Raw genomic sequence first — 22,075 nt, forward strand, 5'->3', positions numbered from 1 at the left:
AACTCCGGCGGGAACGCTTTCGGCATGGGATACATCCTCCCAGCGAGGACTCACGTCCTCACAGGTCAGGAGTCAACCGAACCGGGGGCAGTCCCGACGTCTTGTTCAAGCCGGTCGAGGCCATGAAACTGCGCACCGAGTACGAAGGGCTGGTGATCCGGTGCGCGACCGCTGCCGCACGTGACCGCGTCCTCGCATCAACCGGGCTGGGCGGAAAGACCCTCCAAGTTCTTGTGATCGAGACGGCGGCAGAATTCGACTATGTCGTCACCGCCGCCGTCGGCTGGTGTGAAGACGATGGGCGAGACAATGATCCGAGTTCGCTCGCCTTCTTCCCTCCCGGCAGCGACCCGAATCGGATTCTCCCGCCGGATGTTCCACGGTCCGGTGGCTCATGATCCAGCGCACTGTCATGCCGCGATCCGATCGCCACGGACCGTCACGGGTTCTGCCTGCTCCTCGAATCAGGATCAGTCGACTTGTCCGATCCATCGGTAGCGGCGCTTAGGGCTTCGGGCGGGGCCGACGGCGTCGATGGCCCCCGCTTCCGTCAGGCTGCGCAGATGGTTCAGGACTGCTCGTCGGGACAGCCCGGTCGTTTCGGCCAGTTCGCTGGCGGTTGCCTCGCCGCGCGCCTTGAGTGCTTGTCCTACGTCGGGTGTCAGTTCGGCGGATAGCGCGGAGAAGAGATCAGGGGCTTCCGTATGTCCGGAAGCGACGGGGTCGAGAACGTACCTTGCGTAGCGGCGGCCGCCTTCCTTGAGGGCCAAGCCCTGCTCGACAAGGTCTCGTAGGACCTGGCCGGCGGTGACGCGGTCCACGCCCCATTGTCTGAGCATTTCGTTGGTCAGGTAGTCCTCACGCAGCATCGCCACGGCGATCTGATGTGCCGGCGTGGGCAGGTGCGCGTGGAGTCCTGCGATCCAGCGACGCGTTTCGGGGCTGAGGAGTTCCGATCTCGCCATGGTGACCATGAAGCTGGCGATGGAGCTGCGAAAGCTGGGCCGGGGCAGACCGCGACTGCGCGCTACGGCGAGCATCGCGGGGATGCCGGATGACCGGTTCTCGGCGACGAGTTCGTTCGACGAGGGGAGGTAGGTGTCGGCGAGAAGGCTGGCCAGTACGGCATTTCGTGAGGACGAAATTCCTGTTTCGCCGAGTTCGTCGACGGTGACTCCGCCGTAAAGGCCGCCCGGGCTGCGAACGATGAGCCGGTCGGGGAACAGCTCGACCTGGACCTGCGTGCCGCGGGTAACGGGGCTGTAGTCGCGGTGCATCAGTGCGTTGACGAGTGCCTCGCGGACGGCCTCCAACGGATACTCGACCTCATCGACGCGCGAGCCGCGATCGCTGATGACCGCCCGGACCGCGAGGTTTCGCCGGAGCACGGACAGCGTTGTTTCGATCATTTCGGGGATCGATCCCCGTACCGTCTGATTGTCCAGGAATCTCGTGCCGGAGGCGCGATCCGGGCTGTGCACGACCACCGAAACCATCAGCTGAGGGAAGAACTGCTGCGGAAACTGGCCGTAGGCCATGAGCCCCGACAGCGTCAACGGAGCGTCGGTCGAGTTCCCAGCGGTGATCCCGAGCTTGAAAAGGACCGTCGCGTCGTGCGACTGGGCGAGCTTGGGAAACCCGGATCGGATTCTGCGCAGCGTGCGGCGCAACGCCTCGTCATCCAGATCCTGCGCGGTCGTCCCTTCGACGGCTTCCCGGTCGTACAAAGGCTGGGTCCGTGCGGCCATTACCAGCGCGATCTCGGCCTCGGTCATGTGACGATCACCGTCGCCGCCGCGCAGGTAGGAACCGCCCGACACTCCCTGCGCAGTGACGTACACGGGGCGCCGGTCCGCCGGCGTCGGGGGCACTTCGGCAACGACCAGCCACCGGTCTTCGACTTCGACCAGCTCAACGCTGATCTGCAACGGTGGCGTGACATCGTCTCGTGACATCTGCACCAGCGCGTCGCGAAGCGCCGGAGGGTCCGTCAGCTCCACAAGGCTGAAGCCGCTCGCCTCGTCGACACCGAGCAGTATCGTCCCACCGTCCGTGTTCGAGAAGGCGGAAAGCGTCTCCCGGACGGACTTCGGCATCCCGCCGACGGCACGCTTGGCTTCTATCCGCGTCGGCTCCCCGCCCATCCTCCGCAGTACAGCAAGCGCTTCCCTGACAGCTTCAGTGCCCACAGGTCCCATCCCACCACCTACTTGGCACCCTGACAAGCAAAGTGCCAAGTAGGTGCCAAGTAAGTGCGAAGTTGATGCGAAGCGTGCTTGCGTTCACGCGGTCGCCGCCGATCGCGCTGGTTGCTGCTCGTTGTTGTAGTCAGTTTCAATAGTGAGCCATCGGTCGATGTCCCTGCAAAGTGCCGCGGCCACCCTGCGTGGTACGAACCAGGTGCAGCGCATCGTGATGGCGCGGCAGCTCCTCAAGGACCGGTAGCCGACAGACTTGTCGGGCGGGCGCGGGCAGAATCGCGGCTGTGGCGGCTCCTAAGGGATGTGGGTGCGGTTTCGGCGTACTGGGGATGATGGTTGTTCCGCTTGGTCTGGTGTGGTTGATCCTGCACTGGGCCGGCGCCGATGGGTGGCTGGCGCTCAGCACCACCGCCACCGTCGTGGTGGTCTTTGCCGCGCTCGCTCTGGGTGTGGTGGCGATGCTCACCGACCAGGTTCCCCAGCCGCTGCCCCGCCGGGTGTATCTGGCGTGGCTCCTGCCTGTCATTCCGCTGGTGGCCCTGGTCTCGACCATCGCCGCCTGGATCACCAAGGATGCGGGCCTCGCTCCGATCCCGTGGTGGTCCGGCGCGGCGCTGCTCGTCACGGCCGCGATCGTGCTGAGCGGGCTCGCCACCGACTGAGCCCTGTCCCTCGAATGCAGGTCCCACCTTCGTGTGCTGAGCGTCGCGGCGTCGCTCACTTACGGTGATGACATGCTCTCTTCGCCTTCGTGGTTCCGCCGGTGGCTCCGCTGGAAGATCCTGGTCGCGGCCGCCGCTGTGCTGGTCGTGGCGGGTGCCGGGGTGGCCGTTGCCGCCGGTTCGGACAGATTCCGACTCCTCCTACGCGGAGCCGGAATCGGAGTCGGAGTCGGAGTCGGAGTCGGATGAATCGGACTCGGACGCCTCAGATTCCGACGAATCCGATTCGGACACTTCGGACTCGGACTCGTCGGCGGATGAGGAGAGCACCAGCGAGGCGTACGGCGTCTATCGCGGCGCCCTCAAGATCACCGTGCGGGCCCTGGACGGCTGCACCAACCAGGCCTACGAGAACAGCTACCGCTACGCCGCGACCCTCGTGGTCCGCCAAGGTCCCGGGTCGTCCCCGCACGTTTACCTCGCCACCAACAGCCAGTCGTCGGCCGGCACCCGGCCGCTCGGGACCGGCATCTCCGGCACTGACACCCGCGACGGCCGCGAGGTGAACGTCCGCTTCTTCGACACGTCCTATGCGGATGGCGAGATCGAGGGCGAGCTCATCAACAACGGCACCAGCGCCGGACTGGCCTACAACGGCCTGAACTTCCCGCGGAAGTTCGGCTGTGGCCCGGCCGCCTTCGCGACGCCCTACACCGACGGGCTCGGCGAAGCCTCAATCTCCGGCGAGGTGACCGAGGACAGCGCCGACCTTACGTTCAAGGGTGGCGTGACCCAGAACGACCGGGCGTTCGCCGGGCGCTTCACCGCCTGACGAACGCCCGATCATCCGGTTAGGTCTAGAACGCCTTCTCGAGGAGCGCGGCTTCGGCGCGGAGTGACTCCCACGCCTCACCGCTGCCGGCCGGAAGATCCCGGCCGATCTTCGCCAACAGCGCCAACGACACGGTCAGCACGCCGTGCACCAGCGGGATCAGCACCGGGTGGCTGCTCTTCAGGCGCCACTCCTGCAGGGCGGCCACGAAGGCGGCGAACGCCGCCGGGTCGATGTCGCAGGTGCCGTCGATGCGATTGGTGAGGCCGGACGGCACGGCCAGGAGTTCCGCGGCAGTCTGGGCCTGGCCGAGGAACAGTCGGCCGACCCGCAGCGCGGGATCCCAGACGATGACGCCACCGGATTTGAAGCTGTAACTCACCGGGCGGCGTTACGGCTTGCGGCCGAGCCCGCAGTAGACCGCGATCTCGCCCGGCGTCGCGCCCGGGGCCGGACGCCACAGCGGAGTGGAAATCACGCCCGGTTCGACCAGTTCGAGGCCGTCGAAGAATGCGGTGATCTGCTCGACCGTACGCAAATGATAGTTCGCGCCCTCGTTCTTGGCCGTCTCCACCGCGTCGTCGTTCGCCGGGGTGGTGATGCTGTCGTTGATCGCCAGGTAACTGCCGGCGGGCAGGGCGTCGACGATGGTGCGCACGATCCGGGCCGGCTCATCGGAGTCGGGGATGTGGCCGAGGATGCCGATCATCATGACCGCTACCGGTTGCTCGAAATCGAGTGTGGCCCGTGCCGCCTGCAGGATCTTTTCCGGGTCGCGGACGTCGGCGTCGATGTAGTTGGTCGCGCCGCGGGGGTCGCTGGTCAGCAGCGCGCGGGCGTGGACCAGGACCAGCGGGTCGTTGTCCACGTAGACGATCTTGGACGTCGGCGCGATGCGCTGGGCCAGCTCGTGGGTGTTGTCCGCGGTCGGCAGGCCGGTGCCCAGGTCGAGGAACTGGCGGATGCCGGCCTCGCCGGCGAGGTAGCCGATGGCCCGGGTGAGGAAGCCGCGGCCGGCCCGGGCGAAGTCGCGGATCTCGGGGAGCTGGGCGAGCACGGCGTCGGCGGCGTTGCGGTCGGCGCCGAAGTTGTCCTTGCCGCCGAGCAGATAGTTCCAGATTCGGGCGCTGTGCGGCTGATCGGCGTTCAGCCGAGCCTGCAGGTCAGCATCGGAGTTCGTCATCGATCCGCCTTCCAGAAGTGCCAGGGCCTCGCCAGAGCATAGTGTCCACTGTGTTGCTGATCGCGGGGCCCGGTTCGCGTCGGTAGCATCGGGATCTGTGGCCGGCGAGAAGCATCCCTCGATCGATTATTCAGCCTATTCCGGTCTGGTCATCCCGCTCGACGCCGGCCTGAGCGTGTCCGCACACAGCCACCCGCAGCACCAGCTCACCTGGACTCCGAACGGTGTGCTGACGATGGAGGTGGCCGACTTCCGCTGGGTGGTGCAGCGCTCGCGTGCACTGTGGATTCCCGGCGGCGTGGCGCACGCCGTTCTGCCGACCGCGTCGGTCGCGATGCTCTCGCTGTATTTCGAACCGGCGGACTGCCCGCTGCGCTGGGACGTTCCGACGGTCGTCGACGCCACCGGCATGGTCGGGCCGCTCCTGGCGTACCTGGTGGACCTCGACTACGGTGCCGATGACCGCCGCGCCCGGGCGACGGCCGTGCTGTGGGATCTGATGACGCCCATGTCGGTCGCCACCGTTCCGACCATTCTTCCCACCGATCCGCTCGCCCTGCGGATCGCCCTCGCCCTCAAGGACGACCCGGCCGATCCCCGTGACCTGGTGGACTGGGGCCGGGAGGTGGGCGCTTCGACGCGCACCCTATCGCGCCGGTTCCGCGCCGAGACCGGGGTGAGCTTCGCGAGCTGGCGGACCTTCGAGCGACTCAACGCGGCCCTCCCCCTGCTGGGCGCCGGCCAGCCGATCTCCCGGGTCGCGCACGCGGTCGGCTACAAGACCGCGAGCGCTTTCGTCACCGCGTTCCGCCGCGAGCTCGGCACCACTCCCGCCGCGTACTTCGGCGGGGGTGTTACCAAGTCTGAGCTCACGCTGAAGCAGGTGCCGAGGTCCGAGCCTGCCGCTTGATCCGGAGGCCGTCGATCGTGAAGGCGAGCACGGCGAGGACCACCGAGACCGCGCCGATGACCGCGCCCAGGGTGGCCAGCGCGTTGAGCGCGTCGATCGAGGCATGGTCGGCGACCTGCGCCAGCGCCGGCACCGCCGAGGCAGCCTCGTGGCCGGAGCCCGCTCCGACCTGGTGGACGAACTGGTCCCTCAGGTCGGCCGGCAGGTCGGAGCCGGCCCCCGGAAGCGCCTCGATCCCGGTTGCCGCCCGCTCCCGGGCGACGTGGCTGAACAGCGCACCGAGCCCGGCGACGCCGGTGGCCAGGCCGACCTGTCGCAGGGTGCCGAACGTGGCGCTGGCCATGCCCGCGTTCTCCGGCGACGCGAAGGTCAGCGACGCGGCCTGGTTGACCGCGGTGAGCGAGCCGAGGCCGACGCCGCCGATGAGCATGCCGGGCAGGAAGTGCGTCCACGCGCTGTCGTAGCCGAAGTTGCCCATCAGCCACATGCCCACCGTGACCAGCGCCATGGTGACCGGCAGCGAGATCCCGATCGGCACGCGCTTGGCGAAGATCGCGGTCAGCGGCGCGGCGATCATCGCGCCGACGCTGATCGGCAGCACCCGCAGGCCCATCTGGAGTGGCGTGTAGCCGAGAGTGCCGATGAAGAACAGGGCGAGGTAGCTGGTTGCGGCCATCAGGGTCGCCATGTGTGCGACCGACACGATCGCGGTCCCGGTAAATCCGGGCTTCTTCGCCATGGCGATGTCGAAGAGCGGATGCCTCGCTCGCACCTGCCAGGCCAGGAAGGCGATCAGCAGCACGACCGCGCCGCCGATCAGGGCCACCACCTGCGCCGACTGCCAGCCGAGCGAGTTGCCGCGGGTCAGCCCGAACACGCCGGCGACGAGGCCACCGGTGAGCAGGGTCGCGCCCAGCCAGTCGGCGCGCCGGTCGGGGATCCGGGCCGACTCCGGCAACCGCAGCGCGGCCAGCACGATGATGCCGATGCCGATCGGCACGTTGACGGTGAAGATCGAACGCCAGCCGAACTGGGTGACGAGCGCGCCGCCGACGACCGGGCCGGCGACGGTCGCGCCGGCCATCACGGCGCCGTACAGGCCGATCGCCTTGGCCCGCGCCCCGGCGCCCGGGTAGGCGACCGACAGCAGCGGCAGGGCGGTGGCGAACAGCATGGCGGCGCCAACGCTCTGCACCGCGCGCAGGATGTCCAGCTGCAGGATCGTGCCGGATACCGACAGCGCCAGCGACGCGGCGGTGAACACGAACATCCCGGCCACGAACATGCGCTTGCGGCCGAACCGGTCGCCGATCGTGGCGAAGGTCAGCAGCAGGCCGGCCAGCGGGATCGAGTACGCGTCGATGACCCACTGCAGCCCGTCGATGGAGGCGTCGAAGTCGGCGCGGATGTCGGCGAGCCCGGCGGAGACGACGGTCGCGTCGAGCATCAGCATGAAGATCGCGACGCAGACCATGAACAGCACCAGCCCGGGCCGGCGCGGCGCGGCGATCGGTGGCCCGGTGCGCGCGGTCGTCACGGTCGTCACGGTCATCGGTTCTCCAAGCGTTTGGCGAGGTGGGAGCACCAATGACGCTATGGGCAGACCGGACCCACGCGGAACGCCAAAACCGGACGACCGATTGCGTGCAGCGGACAACTTTCCGGCTACAGACAAGCCGGACGTCCGCGTTCGCCGCGTTTGACTACAGTGGCCGGAACCGGTCCGTGCCGCCACTACCGTGAGGTGCTCCCCGATGACCGAGCCACCCGATCTGACCGCGCTGAACACGTCGCGGCGCTACAACCAGTGGGTCGGCGGGAAAGACCACACCGGGATAGAGCGGGAGTCCACCAAGACCGTCCTGACCGTGCTGCCCAACATGATCGACGCTGCCCGCGAGGGCCGGGCCGTGGTCATGCGGATCGTTCGGCACCTGGTCGGCGAGCACGGCATTCGGCAGATCCTGGACATCGGGGCCGGGCAGCCGCTCACGCCCAACGTCCACGAGGTCGCCCAGAAGGTCGAGCCGGCCACCCGGGTGGTCTACGTCGACAACGATCCGCTCGTCGCGGTCCACCACCGCGGCACGGTCATGAGCAGTTCCGCGGGCCGGGCCGACTTCCAGGAGGGCGACCTGCGTGACGTCGGCGAGCTGCTCACCGGTGACGCGGTCGACGGCGCCCTCGACCTGAGCCGGCCGGTCGTGGTGCTGCTCGCCAGCGTGCTGCACCTGATCGAGGACGACGCGCAGGCCGGCGCCGCCGTGCGCGAGCTGCGCGACGCGCTGGCGCCGGGCAGCTTCCTGGTGATCGTCCACGGCACGTTCGACACCCTGCCCGAGCCGACCCGGCAGAAGGTCACCGCCATGCTCGCCACCGGTAGGCAGGGCGCCTACCGCGCCCGGTCCCGCGCGGAGATCGAGCAGTTCGTCGAGGGCTGGGAGGTGCTGGCGCCGGGCATCGTCTCCAGCGTCGAGTGGCTCCCCGATCCGGCCGACCCGCCGAAGACGAGCGTGGCCGACGCGATGTGCTGGGCAGTCGTCGCCAAAAAGCCCTGACGCGGAAGCCCTAACCGAGCAGCTTCTCGCGCAGGGCCGCGTCCTTCTCCGCGACCAGCTTCTCCAGGCCCGCCTGGAAGTCCGCCATCCGCGCGCGCAGCACCGGGTCGGCCGCACCGAGGATCCGCACCGCGAGCAGGCCGGCGTTGCGTGCCCCGCCGATCGAGACGGTCGCCACCGGCACACCGGCCGGCATCTGCACGATCGACAGCAGCGAGTCCATGCCGTCGAGGTGCTTGAGCGGAACCGGCACCCCGATCACCGGCAGCGGCGTCAGGGCGGCCACCATCCCCGGCAGGTGGGCCGCTCCGCCGGCGCCCGCCACGATCACCCGGATGCCACGATCGGCGGCGGACTCGGCGTAGTCGACCATCTTGCGGACGGTCCGGTGCGCCGAGACGACCCCGACCTCGAACGGCACCTCGAACTCGGCCAGCGCCAGCGCCGCCGCCTCCATCGTCGGCCAGTCGGAGTCGCTGCCCATGATGATGCCGACCTGCGGGGTCATCTATTCGCCTTCCTGCAACCACTGGGCGGCGCGGGCGGCCCGGGCCCGCACCGAGGTCATGTCGTCCCCGAGCACGGTCACGTGCCCGATCTTCCGGCCCGGCCGGACCTGCTTGCCGTAGAGGTGGACCCGGGCTCCCGGGTCCTCGGCGAACAGGTGGTGCAGCCGCTCGTCGATCGACATCCCGCCCGGTTGACCTCCGAGCACGTTGGCCATCACGACGGCCGGCGCGGTCAGCGTCGTGGCGCCCATCGGGTAGTCGAGGACGGCCCGCAGGTGCTGTTCGAACTGTGAGGTCCTGGCGCCCTCGATGGTCCAGTGGCCGGAGTTGTGCGGCCGCATGGCGAGCTCGTTGACCACGATCCCGTCGTCGGTCTCGAACAGCTCGACGGCCAGCAGCCCGACCACGCCGAGCGAGTGCGCGAGGTCGATCGCGAGCTGCTGCGCCTCGAGCGCCCGCGACTCCGGCAGCCCCGGCGCCGGCGCGAGGACCTCGACGCAGATGCCGTCCTTCTGCACGGTCTCGACGATCGGATATGCCGCGACCTGCCCGAACGGCGAGCGCGCCACCAGGGCGGCGAGCTCCCGCCGCAGCGGGACGCGTTCCTCGACGATCAGCGGTGTGCCCGACGCGATCAAGGCTTCGGCGGAAGCGGCCGACGACAGCATCCACACGCCCTTGCCGTCGTACCCCCCGCGAGTCGCCTTGGCCACCACCGGCCAGACGCCGCCCGCGAAGCTTTCGATCTCCGCCGCCGTGGTGACCCGCTGCCAGCGCGGCACCGGCGCGCCGAACGCCGCGAGCCGCTCCCGCATCAGGCCCTTGTCCTGCGCGTACAGCAGCGCCTTGGAACCGGGGTAGATCTTGACGCCGTCCGCCTCGAGCGCCTCGATGTGCTCGGTCGGCACGTGCTCGTGGTCGAAGGTGACCGCCTCACACCCCTGGGCGAACTCGCGCAACGCGGCAAGATCGGTGTGCGTGCCGATCCGCACATCCGCGGCCACGAGGGCGGCACTGTCATCGGCGGTCACGCTGAGCACGCGCAGTGACTGGCCGAGGGAGATCGCAGCCTGGTGGGTCATCCGGGCCAACTGGCCGCCGCCCACCATGCCGACTACGGGCAGACCGGTTCGGGTATCCATGGCTTGACCAGCCTAGCGATGCTCCAGCTCAGGCACTCAAGCGGGCGACCAGCTCGGTCACTTCGGTGACCGGGCGGTCACAGACGAAACCCCGGCAGACGTACGCGGTGGGACGGCCCTCGCGCAGCGGACGGTCGGCCAGGAGCGGGACTCCCGGACGGTCCGGCTCGCCGGCGACGATCACGGTCCCGGGCGGGGCGTGCCGGTAGGCGGCGGCCACCAGCGGGTCGTCCGGGTCGGTGGTGGCGATGGCGATCTCGTACGGGCCGGTCAGCGCCGCCTCCGCCGCCGTCGCCGCATAGCCGGCGAAGCGGGCGTGCTTGACGAACAGCGGCGCCGCCTTCTCCAGGGCGGCGTCGGCGGCCTCGCGGTAGGAGGTCTCGCCGGACAGCGCGGCGTAGGACACCAGCGCGGCACAGAGCGACGACTGACCCGACGGCGTCGCGTTGTCGGTCGGGTCGGCCGGGCGGGTGACCAGGCGTTCCGCGTCGTCAGCGGTGTCGAAGAAGCCGCCGTCACCGGTGCCGAAGTGGGCCAGCGCCACGTCGAGCAACTGCTTCGCCAGGGTCAGCCAGCGGCCGTCGGCGGTGATCTGGTGCACGGCCAGGAAACCCTCGGCGACGCAGCCGTAGTCGTCGAGCACCCCGGCCGGCTCCCCCACCGCGCCGTCGCGCGACACCCGCCGCAGCCGGCCGTCGACCAGGTGGCGGGTGGCGAGCACCTCGGCCAGCTCGACCGCGGCGGACCGGGACGCCGCCGAACCGGTGAGCACGCCGTGTTCGGCGAGCGCGGTCACGGCGAGACCGTTCCAGGAGGCGACGACCTTGTCGTCGCGCGCGGGCTGCGGACGCGCGGCGCGGGCTTCGAGCAACCGCGTGCGTACGTCGTTCCAGCGGGCGACCAGCGCCGGCTCGGCGGCGTCGATGTCCCGCGCCAGCACCAGCACGCTACTGCCGTGCTCGAACGTGCCCTCGTCGGTCACCCGGAACAGATCGGCTGCCCACCGGCCGTCCTCCTCGCCCAGCACCTCGATCAGCTGGGCGGGCGTCCAGGCATAGGTGAGACCCTCGACCCCGTCGGCGTCCGCGTCGAGCGCCGACGCCAGCCCACCGGCCGGCGTGCCCAGGTCACGCAGGAGAAAAGCCGCGGTCTCGTCGGCGATGCGCCGGGCGAACGGGTCACCGCCGATTCGCCACAATTGGGTGTACGCCCGGAGCAGTAACGCATTGTCGTAGAGCATCTTCTCGAAGTGCGGAACCGTCCAGGTCGCGTCGACCGAGTAGCGCGCGAACCCGCCGGCGAGCTGGTCGTAGATGCCGCCGCGGCCCATCTGCTCAGCCGCGTGCCGCACCACCTCGAGCGCCTCGGCGGACCCGGTGCGCTGGTGGTGCCGGAGCAGGAACAACATGCTCATGTGCGGCGGAAACTTCGGCGCGCCACCGAAACCCCCGTACGCCTGATCCTGGTCCTTCAAAAGCCCGTCGGCCGCGGCCGTGAGCAGTTCCGCCGAGATCGGCGCCGTCGGCCCACCGACCAGCTGAGCGCCACCGATCGCCTTGACCACGTCGGCGCCCTGCTTGCGAACCTCGTCGCGCTGCTCCCGCCAGGCCGTGGCGACCGACTCGAGCAGGCGCGTGAAGTGCGGTTTCGGGTAATAGGTGCCGCAGAAGAACGGCTCACCCTCGGGCGTCGCGAAGACCGTCATCGGCCAGCCACCCTGCCCGGTCATGGCCTGCGTGGCGGTCATGTAGACGGCATCGACATCGGGGCGTTCCTCCCGATCCACCTTAATCGCGACAAACCCGTCATTGACCAGCTTGGCGACGGCGTCGTCCTCGAAGGACTCGTGCGCCATCACGTGACACCAGTGACAAGACATATACCCGATAGATATCAATATCGGTACATCTCGCCGCCGCGCTTCTTCGAACGCCTCTGGGCACCAGGGCCACCAGTCCACCGGATTCTCGGCATGCTGGAGCAGATACGGCGAGGTCAGAGCGCCCAAGCGATTCACGCTGACCAGCGTCTCACATCGGCATGTGCAAGTACCGAGAGCCGCGAGCCGCCATCTCGGTCGCGGCGAACGCACCCCGGCCAGGGTGCCGAGCACGGCCTCGATGGCGTCGAGCAGCGGGTGAAGGCGGGTGTCTCGCTGATGGCCGCGAACGACGACGCCCCGGCTACCAGGGACGATCACGGCGGAACGCAGCGGCGCGGGACCGGCTCGAGGCCGATCCCGCACTGGCGACGTCAGATCTTTCCGGTTCCGGCGTTGGCGAGCACCGAGGCCTTGACCTGGGCGGCGGGCAACAAGGTGTAGCCGTAACCACTGGGCAGCGACCACCCGACCGCGGTGGGCGCCGTACAGCCGGCCAGGGCGGCCCCGTTGACCAGGGACCCGGTGTCGGCGAAGTTGCCCTCGGGGTTGTCCGAGTTCGGGTTCTTGACCACAGCCGTGCAGGATCCGGCGGCCGCGCCGGTGATGTCGAAGACGTTGTTCTGCGAGATGATCTTCGACATCAGGCCCGTGCCGATGCTGTACAGGTGCGGGTAGGTCGGATCGGTCTTACTACCGACGAAGTAGTTGTTGGCGACGTGCACCTTGCCGAACCGGACCCGCGGGGCGCGCTGACCGAGATTGCGATACAGGTTGCCGAGGAAGCTGATGGTCTGGTGTCCCTCGTCGCTGGTGTTGCTGTCGGACTGACCCACCAGCGTGGTCTTGTCGTGCTGTTCGACGATGCTGTTCGAGACGGTGACATAGTCGGATGCGTTCTTGATGTCGAGCGCGCCGTCGTGGCACTGGATGTGCTTGCGCACACCGTTGGCGTCGGTGTTGCCGAGCGGCTCCATGTCGTCGGTGTACGGCGCATCGGTGAACCACATGTGGTCGATCCAGACATGCGTGGAGCCGTCCACGGTCATGCCGTCCCACTCGGAGTTGTAGTTGCCGGCACCGTCGCCGGAGTCCCACTTGGGGGCGAGATCGCAGGGATTGGTGATCTTGATGTTGCGGATGATCACGTTGTCGACCTTGCGAATCATGAACCAGCCGTTCGGCAGGTAGGCGTTCGCGCCGACGCCGATGATCGTGGTGTTCGGGTTCAGCTTGATCTCGGCGCGGGCGGCCTGATCGTCGTGGCTGGTGTAGGCCTTGCCCTCACTCATGTCGATGGAACCGACCCACTTGATGATCTTCGGAGCCTTCTTGTTGGTCTTGCCCGTCGCCGGGTCGGTGCCGGCGACGGCGGCCAGCAACTGCGCCCGGGTGGAGACGGTGTAGATCTGCGCGGCGGCCGCCGCCGAGCCACCGGTGGTGCCGCCGGACTGGGTCGCCCAGCCCGCGGTGGCGGTGCCGGTCGAGTTGTCGGCGGCCGCCGCGGCGGCGTCCGTGGAAGCCGACGCCGTGTGCGCGGCGGCCACGCCGGTGGCCGTCAGTGCGGCGAGCGCCACCGCCGAGATGAGCGGGGTCGACCACCTCCGGCGGCTCACCGCCGGAGCATCGTTCTCTGCCTTCATGGGATTCCTCTACGCAGGACGGACGAATATGGGAGCGGGGCGGGACCTGCCGTCAGAGCGAGACGGCCTTGCCGCCGAGGGTGACGGCCAGCTTGCCGGTGGAGGCGAAGGACCAGGCCAGAGCGCCGCTGTAGGTGGTGCAGCGGGAGCCGTTCGTGCCGGTCCAGAACTGGTTGTTGCTGCCGACCGTGCCGACGGTCTTGTCGTTGGAGCCGTCGACCTTGAAGCGGCACGAGGTGTTGCCGGTGAAGGTCGAGGTGCCCTCGTCGAACGAGAAGTTGCGCTCGGCGTTGTCGATGCTCAGGTTGCTCGCGATCGTCATCGAGCCCGGGTTGCTGTTGTAGGTGAAGCCGTGGTGCCCGTTGTTGATGGCGATGTCCCGGCGCGCGATGTGGTTGACCGCGATGTCCGAGCCGCCCAGCTTGTAGCCGTTGCGGTCACCGTTGGCGTTCACGGTGCCGTTGCTCAGGGTGCCGTTGCTGTAGGACAGCGAGTCCTCGATGGTGACGACGCCGATCGGGCCGGTGTCGGTCTTGGCGTACAGGTCCCAGCCGTCGTCGATGTTGTTGTGCGAGACGTCGTAGCGGAACACGTTGCCGGAGCCGACGGTCAGCTTGGCCGCGAAGCCGTCCGCGTCCTCGCCGTCGGAGTCGGCGTTGTCGTGCGATTCGGAGCTGACCACCAGGTTGTTGGCCGGCCAGTTGCTCTGCGCCGTGCTCGACGAGGCCCGCGAGATCTGCAGGCCGCTGTCGTGGTTGAAGGCGGTCACGACCCGCTCGATGATGTTGTTGCTGCCGCCGACGAAGATGCCGTTGTCACCGGCGTGCTGCACGGTGATGCCGGTTACGTGCCAGTAGTTGCCGTTGAGCGCGAGCCCGCGGTTGGCGTCGGCCTCGGCCATGGCCGAGAAGTCCAGCACCGGCTTCTCGTTCGGGTAGGCCGAGAGCGTCTTGAGCGCCCCCGACGTGCCGTTGTTGCCGACCGCAACGGTCTGGGTGGTGGACAGCTGGTAGGTGCCACCGCGGAGGTAGATGCTGCCGCCGGCGGCCACCTTAGTGATCGCGGTGGCGAGGTTGGTCGGGTTGGACTCGGTGCCGGCCGCGCCGGCGGTGCCGCTCGGCGACACGTAGATCGCAGCGGCGGCCAGCGACGAGGTCGCGGCGTCGGCGTGGGTCACGGCGGCGATGAGCCCGGCGGTCACCAGCGTGGCCAGTCCGGCGGCGCCGGCCAGTCGGCGTACTCGGGGTGCGGGTGCCATGGAGTTCTCTCCTGTCGCAGGGTGGATACCGCAACCGGATACCAGCGGTATTTGGGAGTTATGCCTCTAAGGTCGGGGTTGAGACGCATTGAAGTCAATAAATATTGTTTGCAGCTTTGTTGCAGGCTCGTTTCTGCGCCCGGCGATCACACCGGACACCTGTAGTGGTTCGGGAACGGCCGAAGGTTGCCTCCGCGGACGGAAGATTTTTCCCATGTCCCTAGCTCATCGCTTGACAGCGACCATGCTCGGAGCGCTACTCGTCGCCGTTCTGCCCTCGGCACGCCTGCGCATGCGGGCCCGGCGTTGCAAGAGGTCATGTTCGTCGGCAACAACTGGGACGGCACGGTCGACGTGATCCAGTCCCGCCGCGCCTTCGCCAAGATCGGCCGGATCAACGTCGTACGAGACAAGCAGCATCGACTGACCGCGATCTATCTGAATCCGCTGACGGTTCCCTGGCCGGCCTACCACGCTGACTCCCGATCCCGCCGAGCTCACCCCTTCTCTCCACCGCCGGCGGCGCAGGCACCTGCCACCTCCGACAGAAACGGCACGAGCGTGCGTCAGGTGCACCGAGGGCAGTCGCGGTCCGCGACCAATCGCGGCGGCCACCCTGAGCACCGATCCTTGCGCCAGCCTTTCGAGATGCTGTGCAGCACGGCGGCAGAGATAGGCGCTGCTGAGATGAGGTTTGACCACGGTCCTCGCGCAAAACGCATACACAGTCCGCACGCGGCTGGGGATACTGCGACGTCATGAACACCGAAGCCTCGATCGCGGCGCTGCGCACGGTGACGATCGACCGGCTCGTGGGACGCCACGTCGGCTCCGACAGGCTCATCCAGCTCGGACTTGATGCGCTGCTCGCCGGCGTCGACGCACCATCCCTGCCGCTTCTGGCCGGGCTGACCCACGCGGAGGAGCAGGACGCGCAGGAATTGTTCGACCGGGTAACCGCCGAGCTGCGGCTTGCACCACAAGACTTGCCTGTCTTGCGCGTGCCGCGGCCTGGGCATTGGTGCGGTGGTGGGCACGGCTGATAGTCGAGGAAACGCTGGATGTCCGGACGGGCGGGCACTACATCTACTGGTACGGCTGGTCAACCATCCCCGACGCCGAGTCCGAACCGCTGCGACCGTTGATCTCCAGCATCGTGCAGCACGAGGACACCGTGTTCGATTGGATGCGTAGGCATTACCTGTGGCCCTCGGGCGGGTCGCCATGCCCCAGTCAGATCGCTGCCAGGCGTCGTTCGCCGCCGGGTCGGGTCTCGGTCACGCGAGACCGGCCGCTACCGCTAGCTGTCGAACCAAACAACCAGCCGTACGTTGTCGCCGCCGTACCGTCCGGCGATATCGCGCATGGTTTCCAAAAACGGCGGCTCTGCGGGTCGGTGCCCAACACGTCACCACAGGAGCGGCGCTCTACCCGCCAGATCCGGTCGCCGGCACGCCACGACTCATTCCGGTTACGAGATCGCCATCGAGCCGGTCGTGCCTGTCACCCGCCACCCGCTGCCAGGCTCGTTGTACACAACGTAGGTCAGCCATGTGGCGCCGAGGCAGGCAACGAAGCCGTTGATAGGGACCTGCACCTCGTGGTCGTCGCCGTTTACCGTGCCGAGCGTGATCAAGATGCCTCCATCTTTGACTTGCGCGCAGCCGTTTCTCGTTTCGATCACGGCGGTTCGGTCGGTGATGAATGCCACCTGAGCCACCCGCGTGAGGGCAGCGGTGATCTGGTGCTGGATGTTCTGCCTGATGGGCGCGCCCCGTTCCTGCTTTCCCTGAGGGTCACCAGCGCCCGGATAAGCCTGGTCGAGCACGTAGACCGTCTCAAAGGTCCGGTCGGGGAAGGAGTTCTCTGTCGACGTGCCGAGGTATCTGCGCAGAACCTGCACGTAAACTTCGGCGTCCCGGACTGCCGCCGGCCAGTCTCCGGCCGACGCTTCCCCGGTCGGCGAGGCGCTGACCTCAGTTTCGCGGGCACAACTCGCCATGGCCGCCGCCAGCAGTCCGGCAACAACCGCGATGACAAACATGCGCCGCATCGAACGCTCCTCCCATGCCGTGACCTGAGCTGCCGTCACTGCTCGGACGCACGCTGTGCCCATCAGGTTCCGGTAACGGCGACGACGACCTGGACATCGCGGAGCCGGAGGGGTGTACGAGGCTCGCGCGCCTCGATACCAATGAGAATTACCTGCTTGGGCACACCAAAGCGGACAGCGGCAGGTGCGCGCGTTGCTGGTATTGCAGAGCAGGTCGAAGAGCGTCTCGACAGCACACCGCTCGTTTGGCCGGCGACGTCATCGGACTCCCGGCAAGTGGTGCCGGCTCGCTGGGGTTCGGCCTATCCCGCGGACTTGAGCGCCCGGGCGACCTCGACGAAGCCGTACTCGAGCATTTCCGTCTCGTAGGCGTGGACCGCTTCCAGTAGCGGTGCTCCCTCGGTGAGCTTGCGACACAGCAGCCCCGCGTCCCGCAGAGCCACCGCCGCGCTGGTGCCCTGGGGGATCATGGTGTGGATGGCGTCGCCGGTGAGCGTCACCGGCACGGTCTCCCAATGCTCCAACGGCTGAGCCGTCCGCGCGGTCGTGAAGTGCACGCTGCCCGGCTCGCCGAGCCGCACCACCGCGGACAGGCTCGGGTGCCAGTCCCCGACGAGCTGAGCCGCGGCCTCCCGCATCGCCACCTGATCTAATGTGGACACATCCGCCGGGAAGCGAGCGGCGGGCCCGCCGACGACCCACATCACGTAATCGTCGCCGCCGGAACGGAACCGGTGCGCGGCCAGCGGCATGAACCGCCCGTCGGCGCCCGCGACCACGCAGAACCCGTCGAGCGCGGCAGCCGGCAGCAGCGCACGGACCTCGCCGGTGAGCATCGTCTTGCCGTACAACTCCCACGTGCCGGTCTCGATGACCCGCGCCTGCGGCAGCAACTGCGCACGGATCCGCGAGTGCGTCCCGTCGGCGGCCACCAACAGGTCGCCTTCCGCCCTCAACCCGCCCGCGAACTCGGCCCGGACCCGGCCGTCCGGCAGGAACTCGAAGCGCTCGAACACGGCCCCGTACCGCACGTCCACCCCGGTCAGCAGGATTCGCCGGAGGGTCTGCCGGTCGACCGTCAGGTGCCGGCCACCTGGCCCGTCGGCGTCTGCCCGCTGCGGTACCAGATGTTCCTGGACGGTGCGCAGTTGCGGATCGAGCACCCGCCAGCCCGAACCGGGCAGCCCTGACGTCGCCAGCACCTCGGCGTGCAGCTCGGGCGGCAGGCAATCGCGCATGGCGAGCTCGCCCTCTGGGGCGATGTGGATGCGGTATCCCTGGCTGAGCTGATCCGCCCGGTCCCGCTCGAACAGGGTGGCGCCCACCCCGGCGCGTCGCAGCCCCTGCGCAAGCAGCGGCCCGGCGAGCCCTGCTCCGACGACGATGATGTGCATGAATAGAGACTATCTGAACACAGATTGTCTGTCATCGCCCGTCCACGGCGTACATTGGTACCGTGAACGAGAGCGCTGAAATTGGCGGCCAGCTCTACCTGGCCCACCGATACGCCCGCGCCGCCGCCAACCGCGCCCTGCAGGTGCACGGCGTTGAGTTGCGCCACCTCGGCGTCCTGGGCGTGCTCGCGCAGGCGGGTCCGCTCAGTCAGGCGGCCCTGATCGCCCGGCTGCAGCTCGATAAGTCGTCAATGGTGTACATCGTCGACGAGCTGGAACGGCAGGGTCTCGCCGAGCGCCGCCGTAACGAGCGCGACCGCCGCAGCTACGCCGTCTGCCTCACCGAGGCCGGCCGCCAGCGCCTCGCCGCCGCCACCGCCACCACCGACGCGGCGATGGCCGAGTTGTTGGCGCCGTTCACGCCGGACGAGCGCGTACAGCTGCACGGCCTGCTGGCCCGGCTCATCAGCCACGCGGCCGATGTGTCGTAACCGGGTCCGGTGATCAGCTCCGACCGAACGGGAACATCGCGCGACGTGACGCCAGTGAAGTACTGCCTTTGCAAGTTCAGTGGCACCAGTGACAGGCGGCGTACCCGACTGAGATCAAAATCGGCACATCTCGCCGCCGCGCTTCCTCGAACGCTCCGTCGCCCCACGGCCACCAGTCCACCGGATTCTCGGCATGCTGAAGCAGGTACGGCGAGGTCGCAGCGCCCAATCGGTTCACGTCGGCCAGCGTCTCACATCGGGCGAGACTCGGCGGCCTGGGCGGCCGGTTCGGGTCCGGGGACATGGGCCGAGCCACCCCCGTGCCTGGCTCGACCCGTCCGCGGAGTCCTGTCTCGCTTTCCGGTGGTCAGCTCGATACTCCCGGCCACCGAGCATGGCCGTACACAGCTAATGAAATGCTGTCGCCGAGGCTCGAGGACAGGAGACCCATAGTGGAGGTCCGCCTGCTGGGTCCGGTGGAGATCTGGGCGGATGGCCAGCCGGTCGAGATCGGTCCACCGCAGCGACGGCACACGCTGGCAGCCCTGGCGGTCGATGCCGGTCGCCCCGTCACGATCGACGCTCTTGCCGCGCGGGTGTGGGACGAGCCGCCGCCGGCGGCGGCCCGGGTTCTGCAGGTGCAGATCACTCACCTGCGGCGGCTGCTGGCCGAAGCCGTGGGCACGCCACCGGCCCGCCTGCTGCGCCGCTCCAGCGGCTACGTCCTCGACATCGCGCCCGACCGGGTCGACGCCAACCGGTTCGCCGACCACGTCCGGCGTGCTCGCGGCGCCGACCCGTCCACCGCGCTGACGTTGCTGCGCGCGGCCCGCGGGTGGTGGCGGGCCGAGCCGCTCGACGGGCTGAAGGGCAGCTGGGTGGAACGCTGCCGGAACGCGTACGGGGCGCTGTATCTCGATGCCACGGTGGCGTGGGGGCTCGCCGAGCTGCGGGCCGGCAACCCGCACGCCGCGCTCGGGCCATTGGTCGAGCTCGCCGCTGATCACCCGCTGACGGAGCCGCTGGCCGACGTGGTGATCCGCGCCTATGCCGCCGCCGGCCGGCCCGCCGATGCGCTGGCGTATTACGCGGAGTTCCGCCGCCGGCTCGCGGACGAGCTGGGCGCCGATCCCAGCGCCGCCCTGCAGGCACTGCACCAGGCCATGCTGCGCGGGGAACCGGTCACGCCGCGGGAGACCGCCAAGGTGACGGCCGGGGTGCCGGTCACCGTTGTCGTGCCGGCCCAGCTCCCGGCGGATGTTCCCGGTTTCGCCGGCCGTGCCGCGGCACTGCGCACCCTGGACAACCTGCTGGCGGAGACGGCCATGGCCGTCGCGGTGGTGTCCGGCACCGCCGGGGTGGGCAAGACCGCCCTTGCCGTGCACTGGTCCCACACGGTGCGGTCCCGCTTCCCGGACGGCCAGATTTTCGTGAGCCTGCGCGGCTTCGACCCGACCGGACAGGTCGTCTCACCGCAAGAGGGGCTCCGCAGCCTGCTCGATGCGCTGGGCGTCGCACCCGACCGGATGCCGGCCGGCCTCGACGCGCAGGCCGCCCTGTACCGCAGCGTGGTGGCCGGCCGCCGGATACTCCTGGTCCTGGACAACGCCCGCGACGCCGAGCAGGTCCGGCCGTTGCTGCCGGGCACCGCCAGTGTTGTCGTCGTGGTGACCAGCCGAGCTCAGCTCACCGGTCTGCTGACCGACGGCGCGTCTACCGTGCCTCTGGGCCTGCTGTCCTGGGTGGAGGCCGAGGAGCTGCTGACCAACCGGCTCGGTCCGGAGGTCGTCGCGCAGCGCCGCGCGCTCGATCAGGTCATCGCGGCCTGCGCCCGGCTGCCGCTGGCGTTGAGCATCGCCGTGGCCCGGACCCGGCAGACGAACTTTCCGCTGACGGCGCTCGCCGCCGAGCTCAGCCAGGCCAGTGACCGGCTGACCGCCTTGGAGGTCGGCGAGCCGGCCGGTGACCTGCGAGCGGTGCTCTCCTGGTCGTACGCCGCCCTGAGCGAGGCCGCCGCTCGACTGTTTCGGCTGCTCGGACTCGCCGTCGGACCCGACTTCGACGCCCCCGCGCTGGCCAGCCTGGCCGGGTTGCCGGAACGGGAACTGCGCACACCCCTGCGCGAGCTGACTCGTGCGAGCCTGGTGACCGAGTACGACCTCGGCCGGTACAGCCAGCACGACCTGCTGCGCGAGTACGCCGCCGAACTCGCCCGCCACGATGATGCGCAGGACATCCGCCGGTCGGCCACCGTCCGCCTGCTCGATCACTACACGCACACCGCGTACGCGGCGGATCGCCTGCTCAACCCGGCCCGCGAACCTATCGTGCTGCCCCTGCGCGAACCGGCCGCCGGAGTGTGTCCGGAGCAGCTCAAGGATCACAGCGCCGCGATGGCCTGGTACGGGGAGCACCGTCCCGTTCTGGTGGCCGCGCTGCGTCAGGCCGCCGCGGTGGGGCTCGACCGGCTCGCCTGGCAGCTCGCCTGGTCGTTGGACACCTATGCCGCCCGGAAGGGCCATGTGCACGATCAGGCCATGGCCTGGCAGACCGCCATCGAGTGCGCGGACCGCCTCGGCGAACTGCCGGCGCGTGCCTACGGCCACCGTGGCCTGGCTCAGGCCGACACCCGGCTCGGCCGCCACGTCGAGGCGGATGACAACCTGAATCGCGCGCTGGAGCTCTTCACCACGGTGGGCGACCGTATCGGTCAGGCACACACCGAGCACCACCTCGCCTACCTGTGGGGCCAGCGGAAGCAGCCCGCGACCGCCCTCGGGCATGCCCGGCAGGCTTTGGCGCTCTTCGCCGGCACCGACGACCGGACCGGGCAGGCCGAGGCTCTCAATGCGATCGGGTGGTACCACGCGTTGCTCGGCGAGTTCGAGCACACGCTGTCGTACTGCCGGCAGGCGCTGGAGCTGTTCGAGGCGGACGCCGACCTGCACGGCGCCACCGGCGCCTGGGACAGCCTGGGATACGCCCACCACCACCTCGGTCGCCATGCCGAGGCCATCGGCTGCTATCAGCACGGCCTCACGCTGGCCCGGACCATGGACCACGACCTGTTCGTCGCCGAGCTGCTGGTGCACCTCGGCGACTCGCACTGCGCGGCCGGGCAGCCCGCCGAGGCGCGCATCGCGTGGACGGAGGCGGAACGGCTGCTGACCGCACTCGACCACCCGAGCGTCGCAGGCGTCCAGGAGTCGCTGCGCCAACTCGACGACTGAGCCGGCGCCTACCGGACCATGCTCGAAGCACTGGCCGCGAACGCCGCGAGCCGAATCGGGCGGAGAGCCGCCAGACTGGGTGATCCGGCCCTGAGCCGGATGCGCGGCGGGCTGGACGGGGCGGGGAGCG

At 69.0% G+C, this 22,075-nt stretch carries 20 protein-coding genes and 1 pseudogene; 9 read left to right on the top strand and 12 right to left on the bottom strand.

What is annotated here, in order from left to right; translation table 11 throughout:
- The first annotated feature begins 101 nt into the window (after positions 1 to 101).
- Positions 102 to 398, top strand: a complete 297-nt coding sequence (locus AB0E90_RS44515; protein WP_360418414.1) for a hypothetical protein — start codon at positions 102 to 104, stop codon at positions 396 to 398.
- Positions 399 to 470: 72 nt separating this feature from the next.
- Here AB0E90_RS44515 and AB0E90_RS44520 read toward each other — a convergent pair whose 3' ends face one another.
- A complete protein-coding gene (locus tag AB0E90_RS44520) occupies positions 471 to 2,144 on the bottom strand; it encodes an ATP-binding protein (RefSeq protein WP_360418416.1) in 1,674 nt (557 codons plus the stop codon).
- A gap of 386 nt (positions 2,145 to 2,530) precedes the next feature.
- Here AB0E90_RS44520 and AB0E90_RS44525 point away from each other — a divergent pair, with 386 nt between their 5' ends.
- Both AB0E90_RS44525 and AB0E90_RS44530 read left to right on the top strand, forming a co-directional pair.
- Positions 2,531 to 2,863: a hypothetical protein gene (locus tag AB0E90_RS44525; RefSeq protein WP_360418418.1), complete on the top strand. Its 333-nt coding sequence runs from the start codon at positions 2,531 to 2,533 to the stop codon at positions 2,861 to 2,863.
- 169 nt (positions 2,864 to 3,032) lie between these two features.
- Complete coding sequence (locus AB0E90_RS44530; RefSeq protein WP_360418420.1) at positions 3,033 to 3,695, top strand: hypothetical protein; 663 nt, start codon at positions 3,033 to 3,035, stop codon at positions 3,693 to 3,695.
- Between the two features lie 25 nt (positions 3,696 to 3,720).
- Here the strand turns inward: AB0E90_RS44530 and AB0E90_RS44535 are convergent, their stop codons facing one another.
- Positions 3,721 to 4,077 carry a DUF6086 family protein gene (locus AB0E90_RS44535; RefSeq protein WP_360418422.1) on the bottom strand — a complete coding sequence of 119 codons (357 nt, stop codon included), beginning with the start codon at positions 4,075 to 4,077 and terminating at the stop codon, positions 3,721 to 3,723.
- A gap of 9 nt (positions 4,078 to 4,086) precedes the next feature.
- Positions 4,087 to 4,878 carry an SAM-dependent methyltransferase gene (locus AB0E90_RS44540; RefSeq protein WP_360418424.1) on the bottom strand — a complete coding sequence of 264 codons (792 nt, stop codon included), beginning with the start codon at positions 4,876 to 4,878 and terminating at the stop codon, positions 4,087 to 4,089.
- A 97-nt stretch (positions 4,879 to 4,975) separates the two neighbouring features.
- On the opposite strand from AB0E90_RS44540, the gene AB0E90_RS44545 reads away from it, so the two are divergent.
- Complete coding sequence (locus AB0E90_RS44545) at positions 4,976 to 5,788, top strand: helix-turn-helix transcriptional regulator (protein WP_360418426.1); 813 nt, start codon at positions 4,976 to 4,978, stop codon at positions 5,786 to 5,788.
- On the opposite strand, the gene AB0E90_RS44550 is transcribed toward AB0E90_RS44545, so the two are convergent.
- The gene (locus tag AB0E90_RS44550) at positions 5,748 to 7,340 is read right to left on the bottom strand and encodes an MFS transporter (RefSeq protein ID WP_360418428.1); all 1,593 of its coding nucleotides are present in this window, start codon (positions 7,338 to 7,340) and stop codon (positions 5,748 to 5,750) included. The two genes, AB0E90_RS44545 and AB0E90_RS44550, sit on opposite strands and share 41 nt — an antisense overlap.
- 202 nt (positions 7,341 to 7,542) lie before the next feature.
- On the opposite strand from AB0E90_RS44550, the gene AB0E90_RS44555 reads away from it, so the two are divergent.
- A complete protein-coding gene (locus AB0E90_RS44555; RefSeq protein WP_360418430.1) occupies positions 7,543 to 8,346 on the top strand; it encodes an SAM-dependent methyltransferase in 804 nt (267 codons plus the stop codon).
- Positions 8,347 to 8,356: 10 nt separating this feature from the next.
- Here the strand turns inward: AB0E90_RS44555 and purE are convergent, their stop codons facing one another.
- The 5 genes from purE to AB0E90_RS44580 all read right to left on the bottom strand — a co-directional run bounded on the left by purE (position 8,357) and on the right by AB0E90_RS44580 (position 14,777).
- Positions 8,357 to 8,854 (bottom strand): 5-(carboxyamino)imidazole ribonucleotide mutase, encoded by a 498-nt coding sequence (gene purE, locus AB0E90_RS44560; protein WP_360418432.1) that lies wholly within the window; start codon positions 8,852 to 8,854, stop codon positions 8,357 to 8,359.
- Complete coding sequence (locus tag AB0E90_RS44565; RefSeq protein ID WP_360418434.1) at positions 8,855 to 9,997, bottom strand: 5-(carboxyamino)imidazole ribonucleotide synthase; 1,143 nt, start codon at positions 9,995 to 9,997, stop codon at positions 8,855 to 8,857.
- Positions 9,998 to 10,025: 28 nt separating this feature from the next.
- Positions 10,026 to 12,014 carry a thioredoxin domain-containing protein gene (locus tag AB0E90_RS44570; protein WP_360418436.1) on the bottom strand — a complete coding sequence of 663 codons (1,989 nt, stop codon included), beginning with the start codon at positions 12,012 to 12,014 and terminating at the stop codon, positions 10,026 to 10,028.
- A gap of 236 nt (positions 12,015 to 12,250) precedes the next feature.
- Complete coding sequence (locus AB0E90_RS44575; RefSeq protein WP_360418438.1) at positions 12,251 to 13,519, bottom strand: polysaccharide lyase family 1 protein; 1,269 nt, start codon at positions 13,517 to 13,519, stop codon at positions 12,251 to 12,253.
- 52 nt (positions 13,520 to 13,571) lie between these two features.
- Complete coding sequence (locus tag AB0E90_RS44580) at positions 13,572 to 14,777, bottom strand: hypothetical protein (RefSeq protein ID WP_360418440.1); 1,206 nt, start codon at positions 14,775 to 14,777, stop codon at positions 13,572 to 13,574.
- A gap of 318 nt (positions 14,778 to 15,095) precedes the next feature.
- On the opposite strand from AB0E90_RS44580, the gene AB0E90_RS44585 reads away from it, so the two are divergent.
- On the top strand, positions 15,096 to 15,539 hold the full coding sequence (locus tag AB0E90_RS44585) for a hypothetical protein (RefSeq protein ID WP_360418442.1): 444 nt from the start codon (positions 15,096 to 15,098) through the stop codon (positions 15,537 to 15,539).
- A complete protein-coding gene (locus AB0E90_RS44590; RefSeq protein WP_360418444.1) occupies positions 15,536 to 15,820 on the top strand; it encodes a hypothetical protein in 285 nt (94 codons plus the stop codon). Before AB0E90_RS44585 ends, AB0E90_RS44590 begins: the two co-directional genes overlap by 4 nt.
- Before the next feature lie 428 nt (positions 15,821 to 16,248).
- Here the strand turns inward: AB0E90_RS44590 and AB0E90_RS44595 are convergent, their stop codons facing one another.
- Together AB0E90_RS44595 and AB0E90_RS44600 are read right to left on the bottom strand one after the other, a co-directional pair.
- On the bottom strand, positions 16,249 to 16,830 hold the full coding sequence (locus tag AB0E90_RS44595) for a hypothetical protein (protein WP_360418446.1): 582 nt from the start codon (positions 16,828 to 16,830) through the stop codon (positions 16,249 to 16,251).
- 302 nt (positions 16,831 to 17,132) lie between these two features.
- Complete coding sequence (locus AB0E90_RS44600; RefSeq protein WP_360418448.1) at positions 17,133 to 18,224, bottom strand: FAD-dependent monooxygenase; 1,092 nt, start codon at positions 18,222 to 18,224, stop codon at positions 17,133 to 17,135.
- A gap of 62 nt (positions 18,225 to 18,286) precedes the next feature.
- Between AB0E90_RS44600 and AB0E90_RS44605 the strand changes: the two genes are divergently transcribed.
- Positions 18,287 to 18,715, top strand: coding sequence for a MarR family transcriptional regulator (locus tag AB0E90_RS44605; RefSeq protein WP_360418450.1), 429 nt, complete (start codon positions 18,287 to 18,289; stop codon positions 18,713 to 18,715).
- Between the two features lie 79 nt (positions 18,716 to 18,794).
- Here the strand turns inward: AB0E90_RS44605 and AB0E90_RS44610 are convergent.
- A pseudogene (locus AB0E90_RS44610) lies at positions 18,795 to 18,953 on the bottom strand (DUF255 domain-containing protein); the annotation flags it as partial.
- A gap of 214 nt (positions 18,954 to 19,167) precedes the next feature.
- Between AB0E90_RS44610 and AB0E90_RS44615 the strand changes: the two are divergent.
- Positions 19,168 to 21,945 carry a BTAD domain-containing putative transcriptional regulator gene (locus AB0E90_RS44615; RefSeq protein WP_360418452.1) on the top strand — a complete coding sequence of 926 codons (2,778 nt, stop codon included), beginning with the start codon at positions 19,168 to 19,170 and terminating at the stop codon, positions 21,943 to 21,945.
- Positions 21,946 to 22,075 lie beyond the last annotated feature (130 nt).

Origin of the sequence: Actinoplanes sp. NPDC026619 (assembly GCF_040638295.1) — a bacterium.
Lineage (GTDB): Bacteria > Actinomycetota > Actinomycetes > Mycobacteriales > Micromonosporaceae > Actinoplanes.